This window comes from Pseudomonas sp. S2_E01, assembly GCF_054668365.1.
Genome location: NZ_CP162762.1, coordinates 1 through 20811 on the forward strand (window position 1 = coordinate 1; position 20811 = coordinate 20811).

Annotated in this window: 22 protein-coding genes and 1 pseudogene; 16 read left to right on the top strand and 7 right to left on the bottom strand. The window is 61.2% G+C overall.

Annotated elements, in window-relative coordinates:
* Nucleotides 1–100: 100 nt before the first annotated feature.
* The gene (locus AB4O36_RS00005; RefSeq protein ID WP_460120542.1) at nucleotides 101–556 is read right to left on the bottom strand and encodes a MaoC family dehydratase; all 456 of its coding nucleotides are present in this window, start codon (nucleotides 554–556) and stop codon (nucleotides 101–103) included.
* Nucleotides 557–739: 183 nt separating this feature from the next.
* Between AB4O36_RS00005 and AB4O36_RS00010 the strand changes: the two genes are divergently transcribed.
* From AB4O36_RS00010 to AB4O36_RS00020, 3 genes are read left to right on the top strand one after another with little or no spacing between them, the layout of a single operon-like run.
* A complete protein-coding gene (locus tag AB4O36_RS00010; protein WP_460120544.1) occupies nucleotides 740–1102 on the top strand; it encodes a CidA/LrgA family protein in 363 nt (120 codons plus the stop codon).
* Nucleotides 1099–1815: an LrgB family protein gene (locus AB4O36_RS00015; protein WP_460120545.1), complete on the top strand. Its 717-nt coding sequence runs from the start codon at nucleotides 1099–1101 to the stop codon at nucleotides 1813–1815. Before AB4O36_RS00010 ends, AB4O36_RS00015 begins: the two co-directional genes overlap by 4 nt.
* Before the next feature lie 10 nt (nucleotides 1816–1825).
* Nucleotides 1826–2416 (top strand): LON peptidase substrate-binding domain-containing protein, encoded by a 591-nt coding sequence (locus AB4O36_RS00020; RefSeq protein WP_460140852.1) that lies wholly within the window; start codon nucleotides 1826–1828, stop codon nucleotides 2414–2416.
* On the opposite strand, the gene AB4O36_RS00025 is transcribed toward AB4O36_RS00020, so the two are convergent.
* Nucleotides 2417–3733 carry a bifunctional DedA family/phosphatase PAP2 family protein gene (locus AB4O36_RS00025; RefSeq protein ID WP_460120549.1) on the bottom strand — a complete coding sequence of 439 codons (1317 nt, stop codon included), beginning with the start codon at nucleotides 3731–3733 and terminating at the stop codon, nucleotides 2417–2419.
* A 147-nt stretch (nucleotides 3734–3880) separates the two neighbouring features.
* Nucleotides 3881–4579, bottom strand: coding sequence for a DNA-3-methyladenine glycosylase (locus AB4O36_RS00030; protein ID WP_460142184.1), 699 nt, complete (start codon nucleotides 4577–4579; stop codon nucleotides 3881–3883).
* Nucleotides 4580–4766: 187 nt separating this feature from the next.
* Between AB4O36_RS00030 and AB4O36_RS00035 the strand changes: the two genes are divergently transcribed.
* From AB4O36_RS00035 to AB4O36_RS00095, 13 genes and pseudogenes are all read left to right on the top strand, one after another.
* Entirely contained in the window at nucleotides 4767–6038 is a 1272-nt protein-coding gene (locus AB4O36_RS00035; protein WP_460120552.1) for a glutamate-5-semialdehyde dehydrogenase, read from the top strand.
* A gap of 1 nt (nucleotide 6039) precedes the next feature.
* A complete protein-coding gene (gene nadD / locus AB4O36_RS00040) occupies nucleotides 6040–6711 on the top strand; it encodes a nicotinate-nucleotide adenylyltransferase (RefSeq protein ID WP_460120555.1) in 672 nt (223 codons plus the stop codon).
* 69 nt (nucleotides 6712–6780) lie between these two features.
* Nucleotides 6781–7275: a ribosome silencing factor gene (gene rsfS / locus AB4O36_RS00045; RefSeq protein WP_460120557.1), complete on the top strand. Its 495-nt coding sequence runs from the start codon at nucleotides 6781–6783 to the stop codon at nucleotides 7273–7275.
* Between the two features lie 9 nt (nucleotides 7276–7284).
* Nucleotides 7285–7752 (top strand): 23S rRNA (pseudouridine(1915)-N(3))-methyltransferase RlmH, encoded by a 468-nt coding sequence (gene rlmH / locus AB4O36_RS00050; RefSeq protein WP_009051038.1) that lies wholly within the window; start codon nucleotides 7285–7287, stop codon nucleotides 7750–7752.
* A 9-nt stretch (nucleotides 7753–7761) separates the two neighbouring features.
* A complete protein-coding gene (mrdA, locus tag AB4O36_RS00055) occupies nucleotides 7762–9657 on the top strand; it encodes a penicillin-binding protein 2 (RefSeq protein ID WP_460120560.1) in 1896 nt (631 codons plus the stop codon).
* Between the two features lie 31 nt (nucleotides 9658–9688).
* Nucleotides 9689–10792: a rod shape-determining protein RodA gene (gene rodA, locus AB4O36_RS00060; protein WP_460126885.1), complete on the top strand. Its 1104-nt coding sequence runs from the start codon at nucleotides 9689–9691 to the stop codon at nucleotides 10790–10792.
* A gap of 17 nt (nucleotides 10793–10809) precedes the next feature.
* Nucleotides 10810–11820: a lytic murein transglycosylase B gene (gene mltB / locus AB4O36_RS00065; RefSeq protein WP_460120562.1), complete on the top strand. Its 1011-nt coding sequence runs from the start codon at nucleotides 10810–10812 to the stop codon at nucleotides 11818–11820.
* Nucleotides 11820–12832 (top strand): annotated as a pseudogene (locus AB4O36_RS00070) (septal ring lytic transglycosylase RlpA family protein). The gene mltB and the pseudogene AB4O36_RS00070 overlap by 1 nt, the downstream one beginning before the upstream one ends.
* Before the next feature lie 177 nt (nucleotides 12833–13009).
* A complete protein-coding gene (locus tag AB4O36_RS00075) occupies nucleotides 13010–14167 on the top strand; it encodes a D-alanyl-D-alanine carboxypeptidase family protein (protein ID WP_460120564.1) in 1158 nt (385 codons plus the stop codon).
* Nucleotides 14168–14247: 80 nt separating this feature from the next.
* A complete protein-coding gene (locus AB4O36_RS00080) occupies nucleotides 14248–14523 on the top strand; it encodes a DUF493 domain-containing protein (protein WP_460120566.1) in 276 nt (91 codons plus the stop codon).
* On the top strand, nucleotides 14523–15170 hold the full coding sequence (gene lipB / locus AB4O36_RS00085) for a lipoyl(octanoyl) transferase LipB (RefSeq protein WP_460120567.1): 648 nt from the start codon (nucleotides 14523–14525) through the stop codon (nucleotides 15168–15170). Before AB4O36_RS00080 ends, lipB begins: the two co-directional genes overlap by 1 nt.
* A 1-nt stretch (nucleotide 15171) precedes the next feature.
* On the top strand, nucleotides 15172–16194 hold the full coding sequence (gene lipA / locus AB4O36_RS00090) for a lipoyl synthase (RefSeq protein WP_460120569.1): 1023 nt from the start codon (nucleotides 15172–15174) through the stop codon (nucleotides 16192–16194).
* A 125-nt stretch (nucleotides 16195–16319) separates the two neighbouring features.
* On the top strand, nucleotides 16320–17270 hold the full coding sequence (locus AB4O36_RS00095) for a S66 peptidase family protein (protein WP_460120571.1): 951 nt from the start codon (nucleotides 16320–16322) through the stop codon (nucleotides 17268–17270).
* A gap of 117 nt (nucleotides 17271–17387) precedes the next feature.
* Here the strand turns inward: AB4O36_RS00095 and AB4O36_RS00100 are convergent, their stop codons facing one another.
* The 4 genes from AB4O36_RS00100 to AB4O36_RS00115 all read right to left on the bottom strand — a co-directional run bounded on the left by AB4O36_RS00100 (nucleotide 17388) and on the right by AB4O36_RS00115 (nucleotide 20726).
* Complete coding sequence (locus tag AB4O36_RS00100) at nucleotides 17388–18710, bottom strand: lytic murein transglycosylase (RefSeq protein ID WP_460140853.1); 1323 nt, start codon at nucleotides 18708–18710, stop codon at nucleotides 17388–17390.
* Between the two features lie 62 nt (nucleotides 18711–18772).
* Nucleotides 18773–18937, bottom strand: coding sequence for an alternative ribosome rescue factor ArfA (arfA, locus tag AB4O36_RS00105; RefSeq protein ID WP_262164103.1), 165 nt, complete (start codon nucleotides 18935–18937; stop codon nucleotides 18773–18775).
* Between the two features lie 106 nt (nucleotides 18938–19043).
* The gene (gene holA, locus AB4O36_RS00110; protein ID WP_460140854.1) at nucleotides 19044–20081 is read right to left on the bottom strand and encodes a DNA polymerase III subunit delta; all 1038 of its coding nucleotides are present in this window, start codon (nucleotides 20079–20081) and stop codon (nucleotides 19044–19046) included.
* Nucleotides 20082–20120: 39 nt separating this feature from the next.
* The gene (locus AB4O36_RS00115; protein ID WP_460120576.1) at nucleotides 20121–20726 is read right to left on the bottom strand and encodes an LPS-assembly lipoprotein LptE; all 606 of its coding nucleotides are present in this window, start codon (nucleotides 20724–20726) and stop codon (nucleotides 20121–20123) included.
* Nucleotides 20727–20811: the final 85 nt, after the last annotated feature.

The following is a 20811-nucleotide window of genomic DNA, read 5'->3' on the forward strand; positions in this document are numbered from 1 at the left end:
GGGATCCGGGCAATTAGGCGACCGAGTATGCCGCAGCTCTATGTCTCATATATAGAGAGAGGTCGCGAAACAGCATGTGCTGCTTCGCATCTCGCAGGTTTTACACGAAGCACAGGGACAGCGGCTCGGCGATGTAGGCCGGTTTTTCCGAACCTTCGATCTCCAGGGTGGCGGTGGCCTTGAGCAGCCATTGGCCGGGTTTTTTCTCGGTGACCTCGGTCAGGTCAACCTTGAGCCGCACTTTTGAGTCGACCTTGACCGGCTGGATGAAGCGCACGCTGTCCAGGCCATAATTGACCACCATCTTCAGGCCTTGCGGCAGGACGAGGATGTCTTCCATCAATTTGGGAATCAGCGACAGCGACAGGAAACCGTGGGCGATGGTGCTGCCAAAGGGCGTTTGCGCGGCCTTGACCGGATCGACGTGGATGAACTGATAGTCTCCAGTGGCTTCCGCGAACAGGTTGATGCGCTCCTGGTCGATAGTGAGCCATTCGGAACGTCCAAGTTCCTTGCCGACATAGTCTTTAAGCTCTGCAACGGGAACGTAGGGCATTGAGACTCTCCTTGTATTCATCGGTTTTATAGTTTTGTCGGGGGGGAGATTTGACCTCCCGGAATACCACTGTAGATCACCATGAGCCAATGCTGCGGTCAACCGACCATGCTTTTGGCGAATGCCGGTCCATAGCGCTGGCATGCTTATAATGCCGGGCACGAATTTGCGGGGAGAAGACGGATGTTGTTACGCGGCCTGACGTGGCTTGTGTTGTTCCAATTGTTGGGCACAGCCATCAATCATTTGTGTGTGCCGGTGTTGCCGGGGCCGATCATCGGCCTGCTGCTCTTGCTGATGTTCCTGATCGTACGGGGACAGGTGGGCGAGCCGCTGAGCCAGGCCGCCAGCAGCCTGTTGCGTTACCTGCCGTTGCTGCTGGTGCCGCCCGCCGTGGGTGTAATGGTTTATGCCAGTGACATTGCCGCAGATTTCTGGGCGATTGTCGGCGCGCTGGTGTTGTCGCTACTGTTGTCCATGGCGTTCGCCGGTGTGCTGATGCAACGCATGGTCAAGCGTCATGCGCACCGCGAGGACGTGCAATGATTCTTGACTGGCAAGGCGCGTGGGCGTCGGTGATCCATCATCCACTGTTCGGCATCGGCATCACCCTGGGCGCCTACCAATTGGTGCTGGCGGCATTCGAGAAAACTCGCTGGATCTTCCTGCAGCCGGTGCTGGTCTCGATGCTGCTGGTCATCGGTGTGCTGGTGGGCTGCGGCCTGACCTACGCCGAATATCGCAAGAGCACCGAGATCCTCAGTATTTTGCTCGGCCCCGCCACTGTGGCGCTGGCCGTGCCGCTCTACCTCAACCTGCGACGGATTCGTCAGTTGTTCTGGCCGATATTTACTACGCTGGTGATAGGCGGAGTGGTCGCCACCAGCATGGGTGTGCTGTTGGGCTGGTGGTTCGGCGCCGAGCACATGATCCTCATGACCATGGCACCCAAGTCGGTGACGTCGCCGATTGCCATGCTGGTGGCGGAACAGATCGGCGGGGTCGCGGCGCTGGCAGCCGTGTTCGTGTTGATCACCGGCGTGATCGGCGCCATCTTCGGACCGAGTCTGTTGACCCGGCTCGGTGTCCACAGCCCGGAAGCACGCGGCATGGCGCTGGGCATGACCGCCCATGCGGTAGGCACGGCAGTGGCCATGCAGGAAAACGAAGAGTGCGGTGCCTTCGCGGCACTGGCGATGAGTCTGATGGGTGTGGCCACGGCGGTTCTGCTGCCACTGGCAGTGTCGATGGTGGTGTAAGGAAATGTCTATGAGCCTGCCGCTTTTTCCGCTGAACACGGTGCTGTTTCCAGGTTGCATCCTCGACTTGCAGATTTTCGAGGCGCGTTATCTGGACATGATCAGCCGCTGCATGAAACAGGGCGGCGGCTTTGGCGTGGTATGCATCCTCGACGGCGAGGAGGTCGGCATCGCTCCGGCGGGCTATGCGCTGGTCGGCTGTGAGGCGTTGATCACCGATTTCAAGCAGCAGGACAACGGCCTGCTGGGCATTCGCGTGCAGGGGGGACGGCGTTTCCATGTATTACGCACCGAGGTCCAGCGCGACCAGTTGACCGTCGCTGACGTCGAGTGGCTGGAGGACGATCCCGAACAACCCTTGCAGGATGAAGACGCTGATCTGGTCGCCTTGCTCAAGGCGTTGGCCGAACACCCGATGGTCGAAGCGCTGAACATGGGCACCGAGGCGAGCGGGCAGCAATCGCTGGCCAATCAATTGGCGTATTTACTGCCATTTGCCGAAGTCGACAAAATCGACCTGCTGCAACTGGACGATCCGCAGCAACGCCTGGATGCGATCCAGGCATTGTTGGACGAATTGCAGGGTGAGTTGTTTGCCTGATCAGTAGGCATATCGCAGCATTGCATGCGGCAAGTGCCGCAACGCAAAGAACCCGAACAACGCCAACATCGCTGGCAGCACCAGCCACCAGATCCTCGGCGGCATGGCGTCGAGGGGCGTTTGCCGTTGAATCAATCCCAGGGTCGCCGCGCAGACGCACGCTGCCAGCATCGCTCCCGCCAGCACATCCGTTGGCCAGTGCGCCCCCAGATAGACTCGGGACAGGGCGATCGCCAGCGCCGGCAGGCATCCGAGCAGCAACCAGGTCAAGCGCATGCGTGGCGGTTGGCCGCGACCGGCCAGCACCGCCAGTGTCAGAAACAACGCAAAAGAACCCGAGGCGTGGCCGCTGGGCATGCTGTAGCTCGTCAGCGGATCACTCAACACCTCCGGGCGGACGCGGGCGAAAAACTGTTTGGTGAAGGTGTTGCCCAATGCGGTGATCAACAGGGTGCTGCCAGCAAAGATCGCCTGCCGCCATTGCCGGGTGACCACCAGCAAAGCGGTCAGCAGGGCGCTGAACAGTAGCATGTTGCGAAACTCGCCGATCAGCGTGAAGGTGACGGCAACTTCGTCCAGTGAAGGGCTGCGGTGTTCCTGCACCAGCGTCATCACGCCCTGATCAAGGGCGGTCAGGTGTGGATAGCCGATGAACAGGCCCGCCAGGATCAGCAGGCTCATACCGCTGATCAGGATTGTCGCCTTGCGGTGGCGACGCAGGCTGCTGGTGACACTCAAGCCGATCATCACCGCGATACTGCCGGCGACAATCCCCGCTTCAGGCCAGAAGCCTTCCGGCAGCGGCAAGCGAATGGCCGCGCCCGTGGCCCAGCCCGGCAGCAAATAGGCCACGCTCCAGCCAGCCGCCGCCAGCAGGCTGACGGCGGCAAAGCGCGGGAAGGGCATGTCGAACATGCCGGCGACCATGGGCAGCATTGGGCGCAAGGGGCCGATGAAGCGTCCTACCAGGAGGCTGGCGATGCCATAACGCTGGAAATAGGTTTCGGCCCCGGCGATCCATTCCGGGTGATGGCGCAGACCAGGCAAGCGCCGGATATTCTGGTGGAAGTGGCGCCCGACGAAGTAGGACACGACATCGCCCAACACCCCGGCGACGAACCCCAGCAGCAAGGTTTCGCTCAGCGACAGTGCGCCGCTGCCGGCGAGCACGGCGACCGCGAACAGCAACACCGTGCCGGGAACGATCAGCCCGGCAATGGCCAGGCATTCCACAAAAGCCACAATGAACACGGCCGCGGCCAGCCACTGCGGGTTTGCCGCGAGCCATCCGGTCACGCTATCGAGCCATGGGCCCATAAAGACAACTCCATCGATTGTTTTATATGCATCGGCACACCCTATAGGAGCGAGCTTGCTCGCGATGGCGGTGTGTCAGCGATTGGGTCAGTGACTGGCACTGCGCTTCGCGAGCGAGCTCGCTCCTAAAGGGGAGCGTTGTTCAATTCAAGAAACCAAAAAATAATCGCGACCTTCGACCTGCCCCCGTCGCAGCGGGTTCCGCGTGCAATACGGCGCATAGGCGGCATCGACGAAGCGGTACATCAAATGCTCGTCGCGGCCTTGGGGGATGCCCAGGCGGGTAGTCTGGATAATATGACCCGACAGCGGGCCGACATCCTCCACCAGCAGTACCTCATGATCAAAGCGTTTGGCGTCCCACACCGGCACCTTCAAACCCAGCGCCTTGCACAGCAGCGTTTGACCGGCGCAGAGTTTTTGCGACGGGCGCGGGCGACCCTGGGCGTCGGGGTTGTTCAACAACATCTGCGCCAGGCTGTTCGGGCCGCTTATCTCATCGACCCACGGATAGGCTGATTTGATCAGTACCGCGTTGCCGGGCCCCTTCGCGCTGAAGTTCAGCGAGTCGCCGCCGCGGGCGTAGTACATATAGATGTGCCCGCCATCCAGAAACAAAGCCTTACGCTTTTCTGTATAGCCGAGGGAGGCATGACTGCCTTTTTCCTCGAAGTAATACGCCTCGGTCTCGATAATGCGGGCGCTGAGCCACACATCGCCCACTCGGTGGCGAATGATTTTGCCGAGCAGGTCCCGGGCGAGCGTCTGCGCGTCCCGGTCGAAGAATGAGTCTGGCAGCCCGATGGGCAGGCGCGCCGCGGGCTCACGAGCAGTCAGGTTGGACATGATCTTGGTGTTTGCCAGGGCTGAGTGAACCGCGATGATAACAATTTGCAGCTTAATCACGGCTGAACATCGGCAAATGGCCCTCGATTTTGACCATCCGCCCGTCACCGCTGTTAGTCAGTGGACGCGACAGCTATAATCTGCCGCTTTCTCTTTACCAAGACCTTTGCCAAGACTGCCATCGACCATGACTGAGTCCGTTCTCGACTACATGACCCGCCTGGGACGCGCTGCCCGCGAAGCGTCGCGCATCATCGGCCGTGCCAGCACCGCGCAGAAAAACCGCGCCCTGCAGGCCGCCGCCAATGCGCTGGACGCTGCCCGTGCAGAGCTTGCGGCCGCCAATGAGCTGGATCTCGCGGCAGGGCGTGCCAATGGTCTTGAGCCTGCGTTGCTGGAGCGGCTGGCGCTGACCCCTGAGCGAATCGACGGCATGATCGTCGGTTTGCGCCAGGTCGCCGCATTGCCAGACCCGGTCGGGGCCATTCGTGACATGAGCTTCCGTCCGTCGGGGATCCAGGTCGGCAAGATGCGCGTGCCGCTGGGTGTGATTGGCATCATCTACGAATCGCGGCCCAATGTGACCATCGACGCCGCCAGCCTTTGCCTGAAATCTGGCAATGCCACCATCCTGCGTGGCGGTTCCGAAGCCATCCACTCCAATCGTGCCATCGCCGCCTGCATCCAGCGTGGCCTGGCCGAGGCCGACTTGCCGGCGGCTGTCGTGCAAGTGGTCGAAACCACCGACCGCGCCGCCGTCGGCGCGCTGATCAGCATGCCTGAATACGTCGACGTCATCGTGCCCCGTGGTGGCCGTGGCCTGATCGAGCGCGTCAGTCGCGATGCCCGTGTTCCGGTGATCAAGCACCTGGACGGGATCTGCCACGTCTATGTCAGTGCCCACGCCGACCTGCCGAAAGCCCAGCGCATTGCCTTCAATGCCAAGACTTATCGCTATGGCATTTGCGGCGCGATGGAAACCTTGCTGGTGGATCAAGCCATTGCCAGGGATTTCTTGCCGGCCATGGCGGCGCAGTTCCGCGAAAAAGGCGTGGAGCTGCGCGGCTGCGAACGCACCCGGACGATCATCGATGCGGCTGTGGCCAGCGAGGAAGACTGGCACACCGAATACCTGGCTCCGATCCTCTCGATCCGCGTGGTCGACGGGCTGGACCAGGCCATTGAGCACATCAACCACTACGGCTCGCACCACACTGACTCGATTGTCAGCGAACACCAGGGTGACACCCGCCGTTTTGTGGCTGAAGTCGACTCGTCGTCGGTGATGATCAACACCCCGACCTGCTTCGCCGATGGCTTCGAATACGGATTGGGTGCGGAGATTGGCATTTCTACTGATAAGCTGCACGCCCGCGGCCCGGTCGGTCTTGAAGGCCTGACCTGCGAGAAGTACGTCGTGGTCGGTGACGGCCAGTTGCGCGGCCAGGCGTCGTCCTGACTTGAGCAACCTCAAACCGTCGGCCGCTGCGCCGCGACGCATCGGCGTACTGGGCGGCACATTTGACCCGGTGCATATCGGCCACTTGCGTGGTGCACTGGAAGTTGCCGAATCGCTGGCGCTCGATGAGTTGCGACTGACACCCAGTGCCAGGCCGCCTCATCGGGACACCCCGCAGGTGTCGGCGAAAGACCGTCTGGCGATGGTCGAGTGCGCGGTGGCCGGTGTGGCGCCGCTGGTGGTGGACGCCCGCGAATTGCAGCGGGACAAACCGTCCTACACCATTGATACCCTGGAACTGATGCGGGCGGAGCTCGCCGTGCAGGACCAGGTTTTTCTGCTTCTGGGCTGGGACGCTTTTTGCGGACTGCCCACTTGGCATCGCTGGGACGAATTGCTCCAGCATTGCCACATCCTGGTGTTGCAACGCCCGGATGCCGACAGCGAACCGCCGGACGCCTTGCGCAACCTGCTGGCGGCGCGTTCGGTGAGCGACCCGCTGGCCCTGAAGGGGCCGAGCGGACAGATTGCATTCGTCTGGCAGACGCCGCTTGCGGTATCCGCCACCCAGATCCGTCAACTGCTGGCCAGCGGTAAGTCGGTACGTTTCCTGGTGCCCGACGCGGTCCTGGCCTACATCGATGCGCACGGTCTGTACCGTGCGTCGAACTGAAAAAGGGTGCGTTTCAAGGCACGTGAATGCGTGTGAAACGCCCGAACATACGAGCAAAACGAGTTTTATATGACTGACAAAGACGTAGCTAAAGTTAAGCGCAAAGGCACATTCAAAAGCGCTCCGTTGCCGGTAGAGGCTCACACTGGCGAATTGCTGGCCGGTGCAGAACTGGTCAAGGTTGCCGTGGCAGCCCTGGAAGACGTGAAGGCCCAGGACATCCAGGTCATCGACGTTCGCGACAAGCAGAGCATCACCGACTACATGATCATCGCCACCGGTACCTCCAACCGCCAGATCGGCGCGATGCTGGACAAGGTCCGCGAAGCGGTCAAGGCTCAGGGCGTCAAGCCATTGGGCGAAGAAGGCAAGGGCGACAGCGACTGGGTGTTGCTGGATATGGACGACGTGATCGTACACATGATGACTGCCTCGGCTCGCCAGTTCTATGACCTGGAGCGCCTGTGGGCCGGTGCCGAGCAGAGCCGTTCGGCCAGTGGCGCGCACCACAGCCCGGAAAATCCGCACGAGCACTTCACCAAGCTCAACAAAGACCAGCAGTAAGGGCCCGCTGTGCGACTGCGACTGATCGCCGTCGGTTCACGCATGCCCAAATGGGTGGAAGAAGGCTGGCATGAATATGCCAAGCGGCTTCCGTCCGAACTGGCGCTGGAACTGGTGGAAATACCGCTCAACACCCGCGGCAAGAACGCCGACGTGGCGCGCTTCATCCGTCAGGAAGGCGAAGCCATGCTGGCCAAGGTCGGCCAGAACGAGCGGATCGTCACCCTCGAAGTCCACGGCAAGCCCTGGAGCACCGAGCAGTTGGCGGTCGAACTCGATCGCTGGCGGCTGGACTCGCGCACGGTGAATTTCATGGTCGGCGGCCCGGAAGGGCTGGCGCCGGAAGTCTGTGCGCGGGCGGATCAGCGTTGGTCTTTGTCGCCCTTGACGTTGCCGCACCCGCTGGTGCGGATTCTGATTGGCGAACAGCTGTACCGTGCCTGGACAGTCCTGTCCGGCCACCCTTACCACAAGTAGTTCTGCCTCATGTCCCAGCCGATCCGCATCAAGGACCACGAAAAAGACGCCCGTCTGGTGCGTGGCCGCGTCGTGTTCGGGGCTATTGCGGTGGTGGCGCTGATCGGCGTGCTGATTGCGCGCCTGTATTTTCTTCAGGTGATCCAGTACGACTACCACTCGACCCTGTCGGAAAACAACCGCGTCCATGTGCAGCCGATTCCGCCTACCCGTGGGTTGATCTTCGACCGCAACGGCGTGGTGGTCGCCGATAACCGGCCCAGCTTCAGCCTGAGCATGACCCGCGAGCGGTCCGGCGACTGGCAGCAAGTGCTCGATGTGATCGTCGAGGTGCTGGAACTGACACCCGAGGACCGGGTGATCTTCGAGAAACGCATGCGCCAGGGGCGTCGGCCATTCGAGCCGGTGCCGATCCTGTTCGAGCTGACCGAGGAGCAGATTGCCCGCATCGCCGTGAACCAGTTCCGCCTGCCGGGTGTTGAGGTGGTTGCACAACTGGTCCGGCATTACCCGCAGGGCGCACACTTTGCGCATTCGGTGGGTTACATGGGCCGGATCAACGAGAAAGAGCTCAAGTCCCTCGATCCGGTCAACTACAGTGGTACCCATCACATCGGCAAGACTGGCATCGAGCGTTTCTACGAGCCGGAGCTGCACGGCCAGGTGGGTTACGAGGAAGTCGAGACTAACGCCCGGGGCCGCGTCTTGCGGGTGCTCAAGCGTACCGATCCGATTCCTGGCAAAGACATCGTCCTGAGCCTGGACATCAAATTGCAGGAAGCGGCCGAGGCGGCCCTCGGCGGTCGCCGTGGTGCGGTGGTGGCGCTGGACCCGGCCACGGGTGAAGTGCTGGCGATGGTCAGCCAACCGAGTTTCGACCCCAACCTGTTTGTCACTGGCATCAGCTTCAAGGCCTACGCCGAGCTGCGCGATTCCATCGACCGGCCGCTGTTCAATCGGGTGCTGCGCGGTCTGTATCCGCCGGGTTCGACCATCAAGCCGGCGGTAGCCATTGCTGGCCTGGACGCGGGCGTGGTCACCGCATCGTCCCGGGTTTTCGATCCGGGTTATTACCAGTTGCCCAATTACGACCACAAATACCGTAACTGGAACCGCACCGGTGATGGCTATGTCGACCTGGACACCGCGATCATGCGGTCCAACGACACCTACTTCTATGACCTGGCACACAAGCTTGGGATCGATCGCCTGTCGGCGTACATGACCAAGTTCGGCATCGGCCAGAAAGTATCGCTGGACATGTTTGAAGAGTCGCCGGGGTTGATGCCTTCCCGCGAGTGGAAGCGTGCAACCCGTCGTCAGGCCTGGTTCCCGGGCGAAACACTGATTCTCGGAATCGGCCAGGGCTACATGCAGTCCACACCGCTGCAACTGGCCCAGGCCACGGCGCTGGTGGCCAACAAAGGCGTATGGAACCGTCCGCACCTGGCCAAGACCGTGGAAGGTGAAAGGCCCAAGGATGACAACCCGATGCCGGACATCATCCTGCGCGACCCGTCCGACTGGACCAAGGTCAATCACGGCATGCAACAGGTGATGCACGGCGCCCGCGGGACGGCGCGCAAGGCTTCGATCGGCGCGCAATACCGGATTGCCGGCAAGAGTGGTACGGCCCAGGTGGTCGCGATCAAACAGGGCGAAAAATATGACCGTTCCAAGGTTCAGGAGCGCCATCGCGACCACGCCCTGTTCGTAGGCTTCGCCCCGGCGGATAACCCCAAAATCGTGGTGTCGGTGATGGTCGAGAACGGCGAGTCCGGTTCCGGCGTCGCCGCTCCCGTGGTGCGTCAAGTGATGGACGCCTGGCTGCTGGACCAGGACGGTCGGTTGAAAGCCGAATACGCCAGCCCTATCAGTGCGGAGGCTACGGCCCGTGAAGAGTAATTTCGACCGCATCCTCTCCAGCGAGGATGTGATGCGTCGCCGTGCGACGCTGTTGCAACGCATGCACATCGATGGCCCGTTGCTGATTTTGCTGCTGACCCTGGCTGCCGGCAGCCTGTTCGTGCTGTATTCGGCCAGCGGCAAGAGTTGGGACCTGCTGGCCAAGCAGGCGACTTCGTTCGGTATCGGCCTCACCTCCATGATCATCATCGCCCAGTTCGAACCGCGCTTCATGGCGCGCTGGGTGCCGCTGGGTTATGTCGCGGGCGTATTGCTGCTGCTGGTGGTGGACATCATGGGGCACAACGCCATGGGTGCGACTCGCTGGATCAACATCCCCGGGGTGATCCGCTTCCAGCCTTCCGAATTCATGAAGATCCTGATGCCGGCAACGATTGCCTGGTACTTGTCCAAGCGCACTTTACCGCCGCAGCTCAAGCATGTGGGGGTGAGCCTGATGTTGATCGGTGTGCCGTTCATCCTGATCGTGCGCCAGCCAGACCTTGGCACGTCCCTGTTGATTCTGGCGGGCGGTGCGTTCGTGTTGTTCATGGGCGGGCTGCGCTGGCGCTGGATTCTCAGCGTACTCGCGGCGACGGTGCCAGTAGCGGTCGCCATGTGGTTTTTCGTCATGCACGACTACCAGAAGCAGCGCGTGCTGACCTTCCTCGATCCGGAAAGCGATCCGTTGGGCACCGGCTGGAACATCATTCAGTCGAAGGCGGCCATCGGTTCCGGCGGTGTATTCGGCAAGGGTTGGCTGCTGGGCACCCAGTCGCACCTGGACTTTCTCCCGGAAAGCCACACCGACTTCATCATCGCGGTGTTGGGTGAGGAGTTCGGCCTGGTGGGCATCTGTGCGTTGCTGCTGATCTATCTGTTGCTGATCGGCCGCGGACTGGTGATTACCGCCCAGGCGCAGACCCTGTTCGGCAAGTTGCTCGCGGGCGCCTTGACCATGACCTTTTTTGTTTATGTTTTCGTCAATATCGGTATGGTCAGTGGCCTGCTGCCGGTGGTGGGGGTGCCGTTGCCGTTCATTAGCTACGGAGGAACTTCGCTGGTGACGCTGCTGTCAGCGTTTGGGGTTTTGATGTCGATCCATACCCATCGCAAGTGGATCGCACAAGTTTGAATAAGGTGAAGATTTCAATGCATGCAATGCATGGCTGGGCGGCTCGATATGCACCATGGCTTGGCCTGGTGGGCTTGCTCGGCACCGCGCAGGACGCCTGCGCCGGCGATTACGAAGGCACGCCACAGGTGGCCGAATTCGTCGGTGAAATGACCCGCGACTACGGTTTCGCCGGTGAACAGCTGATGGGCGTGTTCCGCGAAGCCGAGCGCAAGCAATCGATTCTCGACGCGATTTCAAAACCCGCTGAACGTGTTAAGCAGTGGAGTGAATATCGCCCGATGTTCATCACCGACGCGCGCATTGCCCGTGGTGTGGATTTCTGGCGGCAGCACGAGGCCGTACTGGCCCGCGCTGAGCAGGAATATGGCGTTCCGGCACAGGTTATTGTCTCGATCATCGGCGTTGAGACCTTTTTCGGTCGCAATACTGGCAATTTCCGCGTAATTGATGCCTTGTCGACACTGGGTTTCGACTATCCTCCTCGTGCCGAATTCTTTCGCAAGGAGTTGCGTGAGTTCTTGTTGCTGGCCCGGGAAGAGCAGGTCGACCCGTTGACCCTAAAAGGCTCCTACGCCGGGGCGATGGGCTTGCCGCAGTTCATGCCGAGCAGCTTTCGCGCTTACGCGGTGGATTTCGACGGTGACGGCCACATCAATATCTGGACCAACCCCGACGACGCCATCGGTAGTGTCGCCAGTTATTTCAAGCGTCACGGCTGGGTAGCCGGTGAACCAGTGGTCAGCCGTGCCGATGTGCGGGGCGAGCAGGTCGACGAAGGACTGACCACGGGCATCGAACCGACGAAAACCGTCGGGGAGTTGCGAGCGCTGGGGTGGTCAAGTCATGATGCGCTGCGCGATGATATGCCGGTCACGGCATTTCGCCTGGAAGGTGACAAAGGTCCTGAATACTGGATGGGCCTGAAGAATTTTTACGCGATCACGCGTTATAACCGCAGCGTGATGTACGCCATGGCCGTACATCAACTGTCTGAGCAGTTGGTCCAAGCACGGGGCGTCAAGTAATGCAGGCATTGCCTATGAATAAACCCCTGAAGCTGATGGCATTCGCCGCCCTGGCGGTGCTGCTCGCCAGTTGCTCGACCAGCCGCGCACCGTCCCAGAAGTCTTCCTCCACGGCGGTGCGTTCGGCGCCGGGGCTGGACATCAACCGCGCCCACAAGGATGGCGCGCCGTGGTGGGACGTCGATGTTTCGCGCATCCCGGATGCCACGCCGACCCTGCACACTGGCCCGTACAAGGCCAATCCCTACACCGTGCTGGGCAAGACCTATTTCCCGATCCAGGAATCCAAGTCCTACGTCGCCTCGGGCACGGCGTCGTGGTATGGCACCAAGTTCCACGGCCAGAACACCGCCAATGGCGAGGTATATGACCTGTACGGCATGAGTGCCGCCCACAAGACCTTGCCACTGCCCAGTTACGTTCGGGTGACCAACCTGGACAACAACAAGACGGTGATCCTGCGGGTCAACGACCGTGGCCCGTTCTACTCGGACCGCATCATCGATTTGTCCTACGCGGCCGCCAAGAAGCTCGGTTACGCCGAAACCGGTACGGCCCGGGTCAAGGTCGAAGGCATCGACCCTCAAACCTGGTGGGCACAAAGAGGTCGCCCGGCACCGTTGATGCTCAACGAGCCGCAGGTCGCGCAAAATAATGCGCCGGCCATTACCGCGTCCGCCGGCACTGTCGAGCAATGGACACCGCCGCCGCAGCAACACGCCGCGGCCGTTGTGCCCGTGCAGATCGATGCAAAAAAAACGCTTCTGCACCAGCGTCTGGCCAGTATCTTCAGGTGGGCGCGTTCGCCAACCCGGACGCTGCAGAACTGCTGAGGTCGAAGCTCAGCGGGATGGTGAGCGCTCCGGTGTTCATCAGCTCGATCGTGCGCAACCAACAAACACTGCATCGGGTGCGCCTGGGGCCGATCGGTTCGCCGGGTGAAATCCAGCAAGTGCAGAACAGTGTGCGATTGGCCAATCTCGGTTCGCCGAGCGTGGTCACCGCCGAGTAATACGTAGTTCTTGATTGACGGTTCACTTGCTGTACGGGGGGTGGACCAGGTTGTTGGCTCTTGAAGAACAAAAGCCCGGCAAGGGTTACTGAGTGAACGACTGAATACGCGATGACCCAAGGGTTGTCAGATTAGTTTTGCCCTAGGGCAGTTTCCATTAGCGATTTCGAGAGACGGATGAACATCACCACCTTTGCCAAACGCCTGTGCCTTCTAGTCCCGCTGCTACTTTCGCCAGCCGCCTTCGCGGTCGAGATGATGCCTTCGCCACCACAACTGGCCGCCAAGGCCTATGTGCTGATGGACGCCAGCAGCGGTAACGTGCTGGTCGAAAACAACGGTGACCAGCGCCTGCCGCCTGCCAGCCTGACCAAGCTGATGACCGCGTACATCGCCACCCTGGAAATCCGTCGTGGCCAGATCGGCGAGAACGATCCGGTGACCGTCAGCGAGAACGCGTGGCGCACCGGTGGTTCACGGATGTTCATCAAGGTGGGTTCGCAAGTGACCGTCAGCGACCTGCTGCACGGCATCATCATCCAGTCGGGTAACGACGCCAGCGTGGCGCTTTCCGAACACATCGCCGGCAGCGAAGATGCATTTGCCGACATGATGAACAAAACCGTGGCCGACCTGGGCATGACCAACAGCCACTTCATGAACCCGACCGGTCTGCCGAATCCTGAGCACTACTCGTCGGCTCACGACATGGCCGTGCTGGCTCGCGCGATCATTCACGAAGACCCGGCTCACTACGCGATCTACTCGCAGAAAGAGTTCTTCTGGAACGGCATCAAGCAACCCAACCGCAACCTGCTGCTGTGGCGCGACAAGACCGTCGACGGTCTGAAAACCGGCCACACCGAAGAAGCCGGCTACTGCATGGTGTCTTCGGCCGTACGTGATGGCATGCGCCTGATCGCCGTGGTGTTCGGCACCAACAGCGAAGTAGCCCGTGCTTCCGAGACCCAGAAGCTGTTGACCTACGGTTTCCGTTTCTTCGAAACCCAGACTTTCTACCAGAAAGGCACTGAGCTGGCTCAGGCTCCTGTCTGGAAGGGCGCGACCAACCAGGTCAAGGCCGGCCTGGCTGAAGACCTGACCATGACCCTGCCTAAAGGCCAGCTGAAAAAGCTTGCCGCCAGCATGACCATGAACCCGCAACTGGTTGCCCCCATCGCCAAGGGTGACGTGATCGGTAAAGTCGAAGTCAAACTGGACGACAAGGTGGTGCACAGCGCCGACCTGATCGCTCTGGACGGCGTCGAAGAGGGTGGTATCTTCCGCCGCATGTGGGATAGCATCCGTCTATTCTTCTACGGCTTGTTCAACTGATTCAGTGTTGACCTGCATGGCCCTGCCCCTACCCGGAGCGGGGCCATGCTCGTTGGCACGGCTTACGAGGCCGTTACGCCATGAGCGATACCGAAGTAAAGGCGCCAAAGATCGAATTCCCCCAGGTCGACTACCCGGTTAAAGTGATCAGCGACACGGGTGTGGGCAACAGGGACAAGATCATCGACATCGTCAAGAAACACGCCAAGATCAATGATCAGCGTGTGGACGAACGTCAAAGCAGCAATGGCAAGTACACCACCATCCAGTTGCACATCGTCGCCACCGATCAGGATCAGCTGTACAACATCAACAGCGAACTGCGGGCCACCGGCTTCGTGCACATGGTGCTGTGATGTCTGACACGCTCGGCTTTCGCGAGCTCGGCCAGATGGCTTATGAGCCGGTCTGGCATGCCATGCAACGCTTCACCAACGAACGTGGCAGCGATGCTGCCGACGAAATCTGGCTGGTGGAGCATCCGCCGGTGTTCACTCAGGGGCAGGCCGGCAAGGCCGAGCATCTATTGCTGCCTGGTGACATACCGGTGGTGCAGGTCGATCGCGGTGGCCAGGTGACCTATCACGGTCCTGGCCAATTGGTGGCTTATCTGTTGCTCGACGTGCGCAAGCTGGGCTTTGGCGTGCGTGATCTGGTCACTCGCATGGAGCGCTGCCTGATCGAGTTGCTGGCCAGTTACGGCGTCACTGCCGTGGCCAAGCCGGATGCGCCGGGCGTCTATGTCAACGGGGCGAAAATTGCTTCACTGGGTTTGCGAATCCGCCATGGTTGCTCTTTTCATGGCCTGGCCCTGAACGTGGACATGAACCTGGAGCCGTTTCGACGGATTAATCCCTGCGGCTACGCCGGGCTGGCGATGACCCAGCTGAGCGACCATGCAGGATCGATTGAATTTGCCGAGGTAAGTGCCCGGCTGCGCGCGCAGCTCGTCAAACACCTCGACTATGCTGAGCAGACGACCCTAACGGGCGGAATCGACTGATATGACTACTGATGCAGTGCAAACCATCATCCCGACGCAAGATGTCACCGAGCGTCCGGCCCCGCGTGCCAAGGTAGAAGCCGGCGTCAAGCTGCGCGGCGCCGAGAAGGTTGCACGCATCCCGGTGAAGATCATTCCGACCACCGAATTGCCAAAGAAACCCGACTGGATCCGTGTGCGGATTCCGGTTTCCCCGGAAGTCGATCGCATCAAGGCCCTGCTGCGCAAACACAAGCTGCACAGCGTCTGCGAAGAAGCCTCCTGCCCTAACCTGGGTGAGTGCTTCTCCGGCGGTACCGCGACCTTCATGATCATGGGCGACATCTGCACCCGTCGTTGCCCATTCTGCGACGTGGGCCACGGTCGTCCGAAGCCATTGGACGTCAACGAGCCGGAAAGCCTGGCCATCGCCATCGCTGACCTGAAGCTCAAATACGTGGTGATCACCTCGGTGGATCGCGACGACCTGCGTGACGGCGGTGCCCAGCACTTTGCCGACTGCATCCGCGAGATCCGCAAGCTGTCGCCGAACGTGCAGCTCGAAACGCTGGTTCCGGACTACCGTGGCCGTATGGACATCGCACTGGAAATCACCGCTGCCGAGCCGCCGGATGTGTTCAACCACAACCTGGAAACCGTGCCGCGCCTGTACAAGGCTGCGCGCCCGGGTTCGGACTACCAGTGGTCGTTGACACTGCTGCAACGCTTCAAGCAGATGATGCCGCATATTCCGACCAAGTCCGGCCTGATGCTCGGCCTGGGCGAGACGGACGAGGAGGTCATCGAAGTCATGAAGCGCATGCGTGAACACGATATCGACATGCTGACCCTGGGCCAGTACCTGCAACCGTCCCGTAGCCACTTGCCGGTGCAACGCTTCGTGCACCCGGATACTTTCGCCTGGTTCGCCGAAGAAGGTTACAAGATGGGCTTCAAGAACGTCGCCTCCGGCCCGCTGGTACGCTCCTCGTACCACGCCGATGAGCAGGCGAAGCTGGTCAAGGCCGAGCTGATGTCGTCCTGATCCAGTCGAAATACCCGCGGGGCCTGACCGGTCTCGCGGGTATTTTTTTGTCTGGCGCGTCTTCCTCTTCTGTTTATCCCCGTTCCTGACTACTGTGTTGATGTATTGCGCAGGGAGATTCATGGATGACCGTTCGACCGACCCATACGCTGTTTCCTCATACACCGGTGCCGGCATTGCCGAAGCACGGGCTGATCGGCGTGATCGCGCCGGCAGGTCCAGCGACGCTGGACACCGATAAGGCCCTCGCCTGGATGCGCGCTCGCGGTTATGCGATGCGCATCTTTCCCGGTGTCTATGAACAGGATGGCTACCTGGCGGGCACTGATGACGTACGACTCAATGACCTGCACGCGGCATTCGCCGACGACGAGGTAGATGCCATTATCTGCCTGCGGGGCGGATACGGCACGCCGCGCCTGCTCGATCGCATTGATTTCGAGCTGTTGAAAAACCACGCCAAACCGTTCATCGGCTACAGCGACATCACGGCGTTGCACCTGGCGATCAACCGATATGCCGGGTTTGTCACCTTTCATGGTCCGTTGCTCAATGCCGACCTGCTGGGCGACAAGCGCCAACCCACCGAGGCGTCCTTTTTCAACATGCTCAGGGGGCAGGTGAGGGCGGGGAGTACCCTGGCGCACCCGCAGGATTATCCGTTGGCCACTGTTGAGCCAGGCGTCGCACACGGGCGCTTGCTGGGCGGTAATCTCTCGATGATCGCCGCAACGATGGGCACACCCTACGAAATCGATGCCGAGGGCATCATCCTGTTCATCGAAGACATCAACGAGCCGTTGTATCGCATCGATCGGCTGCTGACCCACCTGCGCCTGGCCGGCACACTTGCCCGGTTGCGCGGGGTGATCTGCGGGGATGTCGCGGGGGTGGATGCGGCAGCTCTGGAGCGCTTGCTCAAGCAGACCTTCGAACCGTTGCGGATTCCGGTGCTGAGTGGCTGGCGCAGCGGGCATTGTGATCCGAACCTGACCTTGCCAATGGGGGCACTGGTGCGGCTGGATGCGGGGCGGCAGGAGTTGGTGTTGGAGCAGGATGTGGTGGTCGGGCGCTGAATCTTCGGCGCCTGTCAGTCAGTCTTCGCGAGCAAGCCCGCTCCCACTGTGTTTTGTGGTGCACAAAATTTGCGTACACCCTGGAACCCTGTGGGAGCGGGCTTGCCCGCGATGCTTTTAGCGGTTACGCAGCCCTTCAAGCAACTTATGCGTCGGATACCCATCCGCCGGCCAGCCGAACGACTGCTGGGCACTGCGGATCGCCTTGCGGGTGTTGGCGCCAATGATCCCGTCCGCAGCCCCTGCGTCGTACTTTTGCGCGCTTAGCAGATTCTGCAGCTCGATCCGCTCGGTGCGGCTCAGCGGCAGGTCATCCTTGGGCCAGGATCCAGCGATCAGGCCAGCGCCATCAAAGCGCTCGGACAGCAGGCTGACGGCCAGTGCATAAGACGAGGAGTTGTTGTATTTGAGGATCGCGCGAAAGTTATCGAGCACCAGAAACGCCGGGCCGCGATAGCCGGCTGGCAGCAATAGCGCAGCCGACAACTGTTCCGCGCCCGCTGGAGCCCGTCCGCCGTTCGGCAGTTTGACGCCCAGTTGCTGCCACTCGGCGACGCTCTTGCGAATCGAGCCGTCGGCCAGCACGTAGTCGAAATTGCCCGGGAGCTGGACTTCAAAACCCCACGGTTGGCCTTTCTGCCAACCGGAGCTTTGCAGGTAGTGGGCGGTCGAGGCCAGCGCGTCGGTGGCGCTGCCCCAGATGTCGCGGCGCCCGTCGCCATCGAAGTCCACGGCGTGGGTGTTGTAGGTGGTTGGGATGAACTGGGTCTGGCCCATGGCGCCGGCCCACGAACCGAGCATTTTTTCCGGCGCGATGTCGCCCTGTTGCAGGATCTGCAGCGCTGCGATCAATTGGGCATGGGCGAAACCGGGGCGCCGCCCCTCGTAGGCCAGGGTCGCCAGGGAGTTGATGACCGATTTGCTGCCCTGGAACTGGCCGAAGTTGCTCTCCATGCCCCACACCGCGACCAGGGCGCGGCGATCGACGCCGTAGCGCTGTTCGATGCTTTGCAGGATGTCCGAATACTGGCTGAGCAACGCCTGGCCCTTGCGCACACGCAGCGGCGACAGAGCACCGTCAAGGTATTCCCACACCGGGCGGGAAAATTCCGGCTGGCTGCGGTCGGCGCTGATCACGCTGGCGTCCAGGCTGACGTTGGCGAAGGCACGGTCGAACAGGTCGGCGCGAATACCGGCGGCCAGGGCATCCTTGCGGAAACCGGCTTGCCATTGCGCGAAGGTCTGGGTCGGCTGGATGTCGAGGTTTTCGCCGGTCGGCACAACGGGAGCAATCACCGCGGGAGCTGACGAGACGGGAACGGTTTGAAGCGGCTGGGCGTCGGCGGCGGTGGGTTTTTCCGCACAGGCGACAAGCAGAATGAGGCTGGAGGCAGCGATCAATTGGCGCAGATGCCAACGACGAGTAATACAAAAGGGCATGCACGGGTCCAGGGAATACGAATCAGGTGCAGACCTTAACATGTTGAGCGGTGGCTTGCCTTTCAGGCGGCCAGAAAGTAAGAAGCCTCCCAGTTGTCAGACTGGAAGGCTTCGCGGCGGTAGCTGCCTTTGCCCTTGCCGGCTCGTTCCTGACGGCTGCGGAACAGGGGCTGGGCGACGATGGATTTGGCCTTGTTATGGCCATTACGCGATGGCTTTTTGCTCATGAGCGGATCTCTCGAGTGAGGGGTTTTTACGCGCGCAATAATCTGCCGAAGTGGGGGTTCTGTCCAGCCCCTGCAATGCGTAGGAATTTTCGGCGACGAAAGGCGCTTATTCAGCAGGCAGCGGAAGACGTTGGCCAGCCATCAGCAGCGACAGGCGGCTCAGGCTCATCCACGGCGAGCCCGCAGCCTGGCCCTTGATCTGCGCGTCAATGCGCTGTGCCTCGAGTAACAACTGCGCCCAGCGTTGCGCCGAATAGCGTTGCAGCGCTTTGCTCATCAGCGGTTTGCGCTTGTCCCAGACCGGCGGTCGGGCCGAACTGAATGCCTTGTCCAACGGCACGCCCTGGCTGTATTGCAAGGACAGGTTGGCCAGCAGACGCAGTTCGCGGGCCAGGGCCCAGAGAATCACCGGTGGCTCGACACCCTCTCCGCGCAGCCCTTCAAGCATGCGCAGCGCGTGGGCCGCTTCGCCGTTGAGAATCGCATCGGTCAAGCCGAAGACATCGAAGCGGGCACTGTCGGCCACCGCTGCCTGAACGGTTTCGACGGTGATCTGCCCGGCTTCGGCCATCAGCTTGAGCTTTTCGATTTCCTGGGCAGCGGCCAGCAGGTTGCCTTCGACTCGCGCCGCGATCAGTTCCACCGCGTCCTGGCTGGCGGAGAGCCCGGCCTGGGACAGGCGCTGACGGATCCAGCTCGGTAACTGGCTGGCATCCACCGGCCAGATCTGCACGAACTGGGTCTGCTGGCCTTCGACCAGTGCCTTGCCCCACTTGGTTTTCTGCGCGCTGCCATCCAGCTTTGGCAGGCTGATCAGCAGCACCGTGTCTTCGGCCGGACGCGAGCAATACTCGATCAGTGCCGCCGCCCCTTTGTCGCCAGGCTTGCCTGAAGGCAGGCGTAACTCCAGCAGGCGTTTTTCCGCGAACAGCGACATGCTGGCACCGGCCAGAAGCAAGGTGCCCCAATCGAAATTGGCGTCAGCAGCGAATACCTGGCGCTCGTCGAAACCCTGTTGGCGGGCGGCGGCACGGATGGCGTCAGCCGCTTCCTGGCACAGCAGCGGGTCATCGCCGCTGATGATGTAGACAGGCGCGAGCGAGCCTTGCAGGTGTTTGGCGAGTTGAGCGGGGGCGAGTTTCATAGGCGGCGGCGAGCGGGGCGCCTGGGCGCCCCGCCAGTCTTATTGCTGCGGGATTTCGAGAGGCGACTGACGCGGGGTTTCCGCTTCAGCCTTGCGTGCGGCTTCCAGTGCTGCGGCTTCCGCCTTGGCCTTGGCATCGGCGGTCTGTTGCAGCTGATCCAGTTGGGTCGGCGTCAGTTGTTGCAGGCGCAACATCATGCGCTGTACCAGTTCGCGGCGCATTTCCTGGCGAGCATCGTTGGCTTCCTGGTCGGAGCCGACCAGGTTGTTGCCGTCGTGGATGAAGACCTTTTGCACTTCCAGTTTGTCGCTCAGCAGCGGCAGGTTGCCGTGATCACGGATGTCGTAGCTGAGCACTTTGGTGACCTGGTACTCGCCCGTACGACCGGCGCCCGCGTAGCTGAGGATGCGCTGGGAGTCCTGCTCATCGGTCAGGATCAGCTTGTAAGGCGCACCAGTCGATACCTTGACGCCGCTGCTTTCCAATACCTGGCGCAATTGCGTGACGGTTTCGCCATAGGCATTGCGCGCGCTGACGTCGAGTTCCTTGATCGTCAGTTCGGTGGTGCCGGTGCCGCGCAGCTGGAAACCGCAGGCGCTCAACAGGACCGCAAGGCCCATCACCAGCAAATTGCGTTTGATCATCTTGTTGCTCCCCTTGAAACCAGGTGGGCCGCTTGTACGACCCGAAAGGTTTTACTCGGCGCCAGGCTTGCCCGGCGCCTGATCC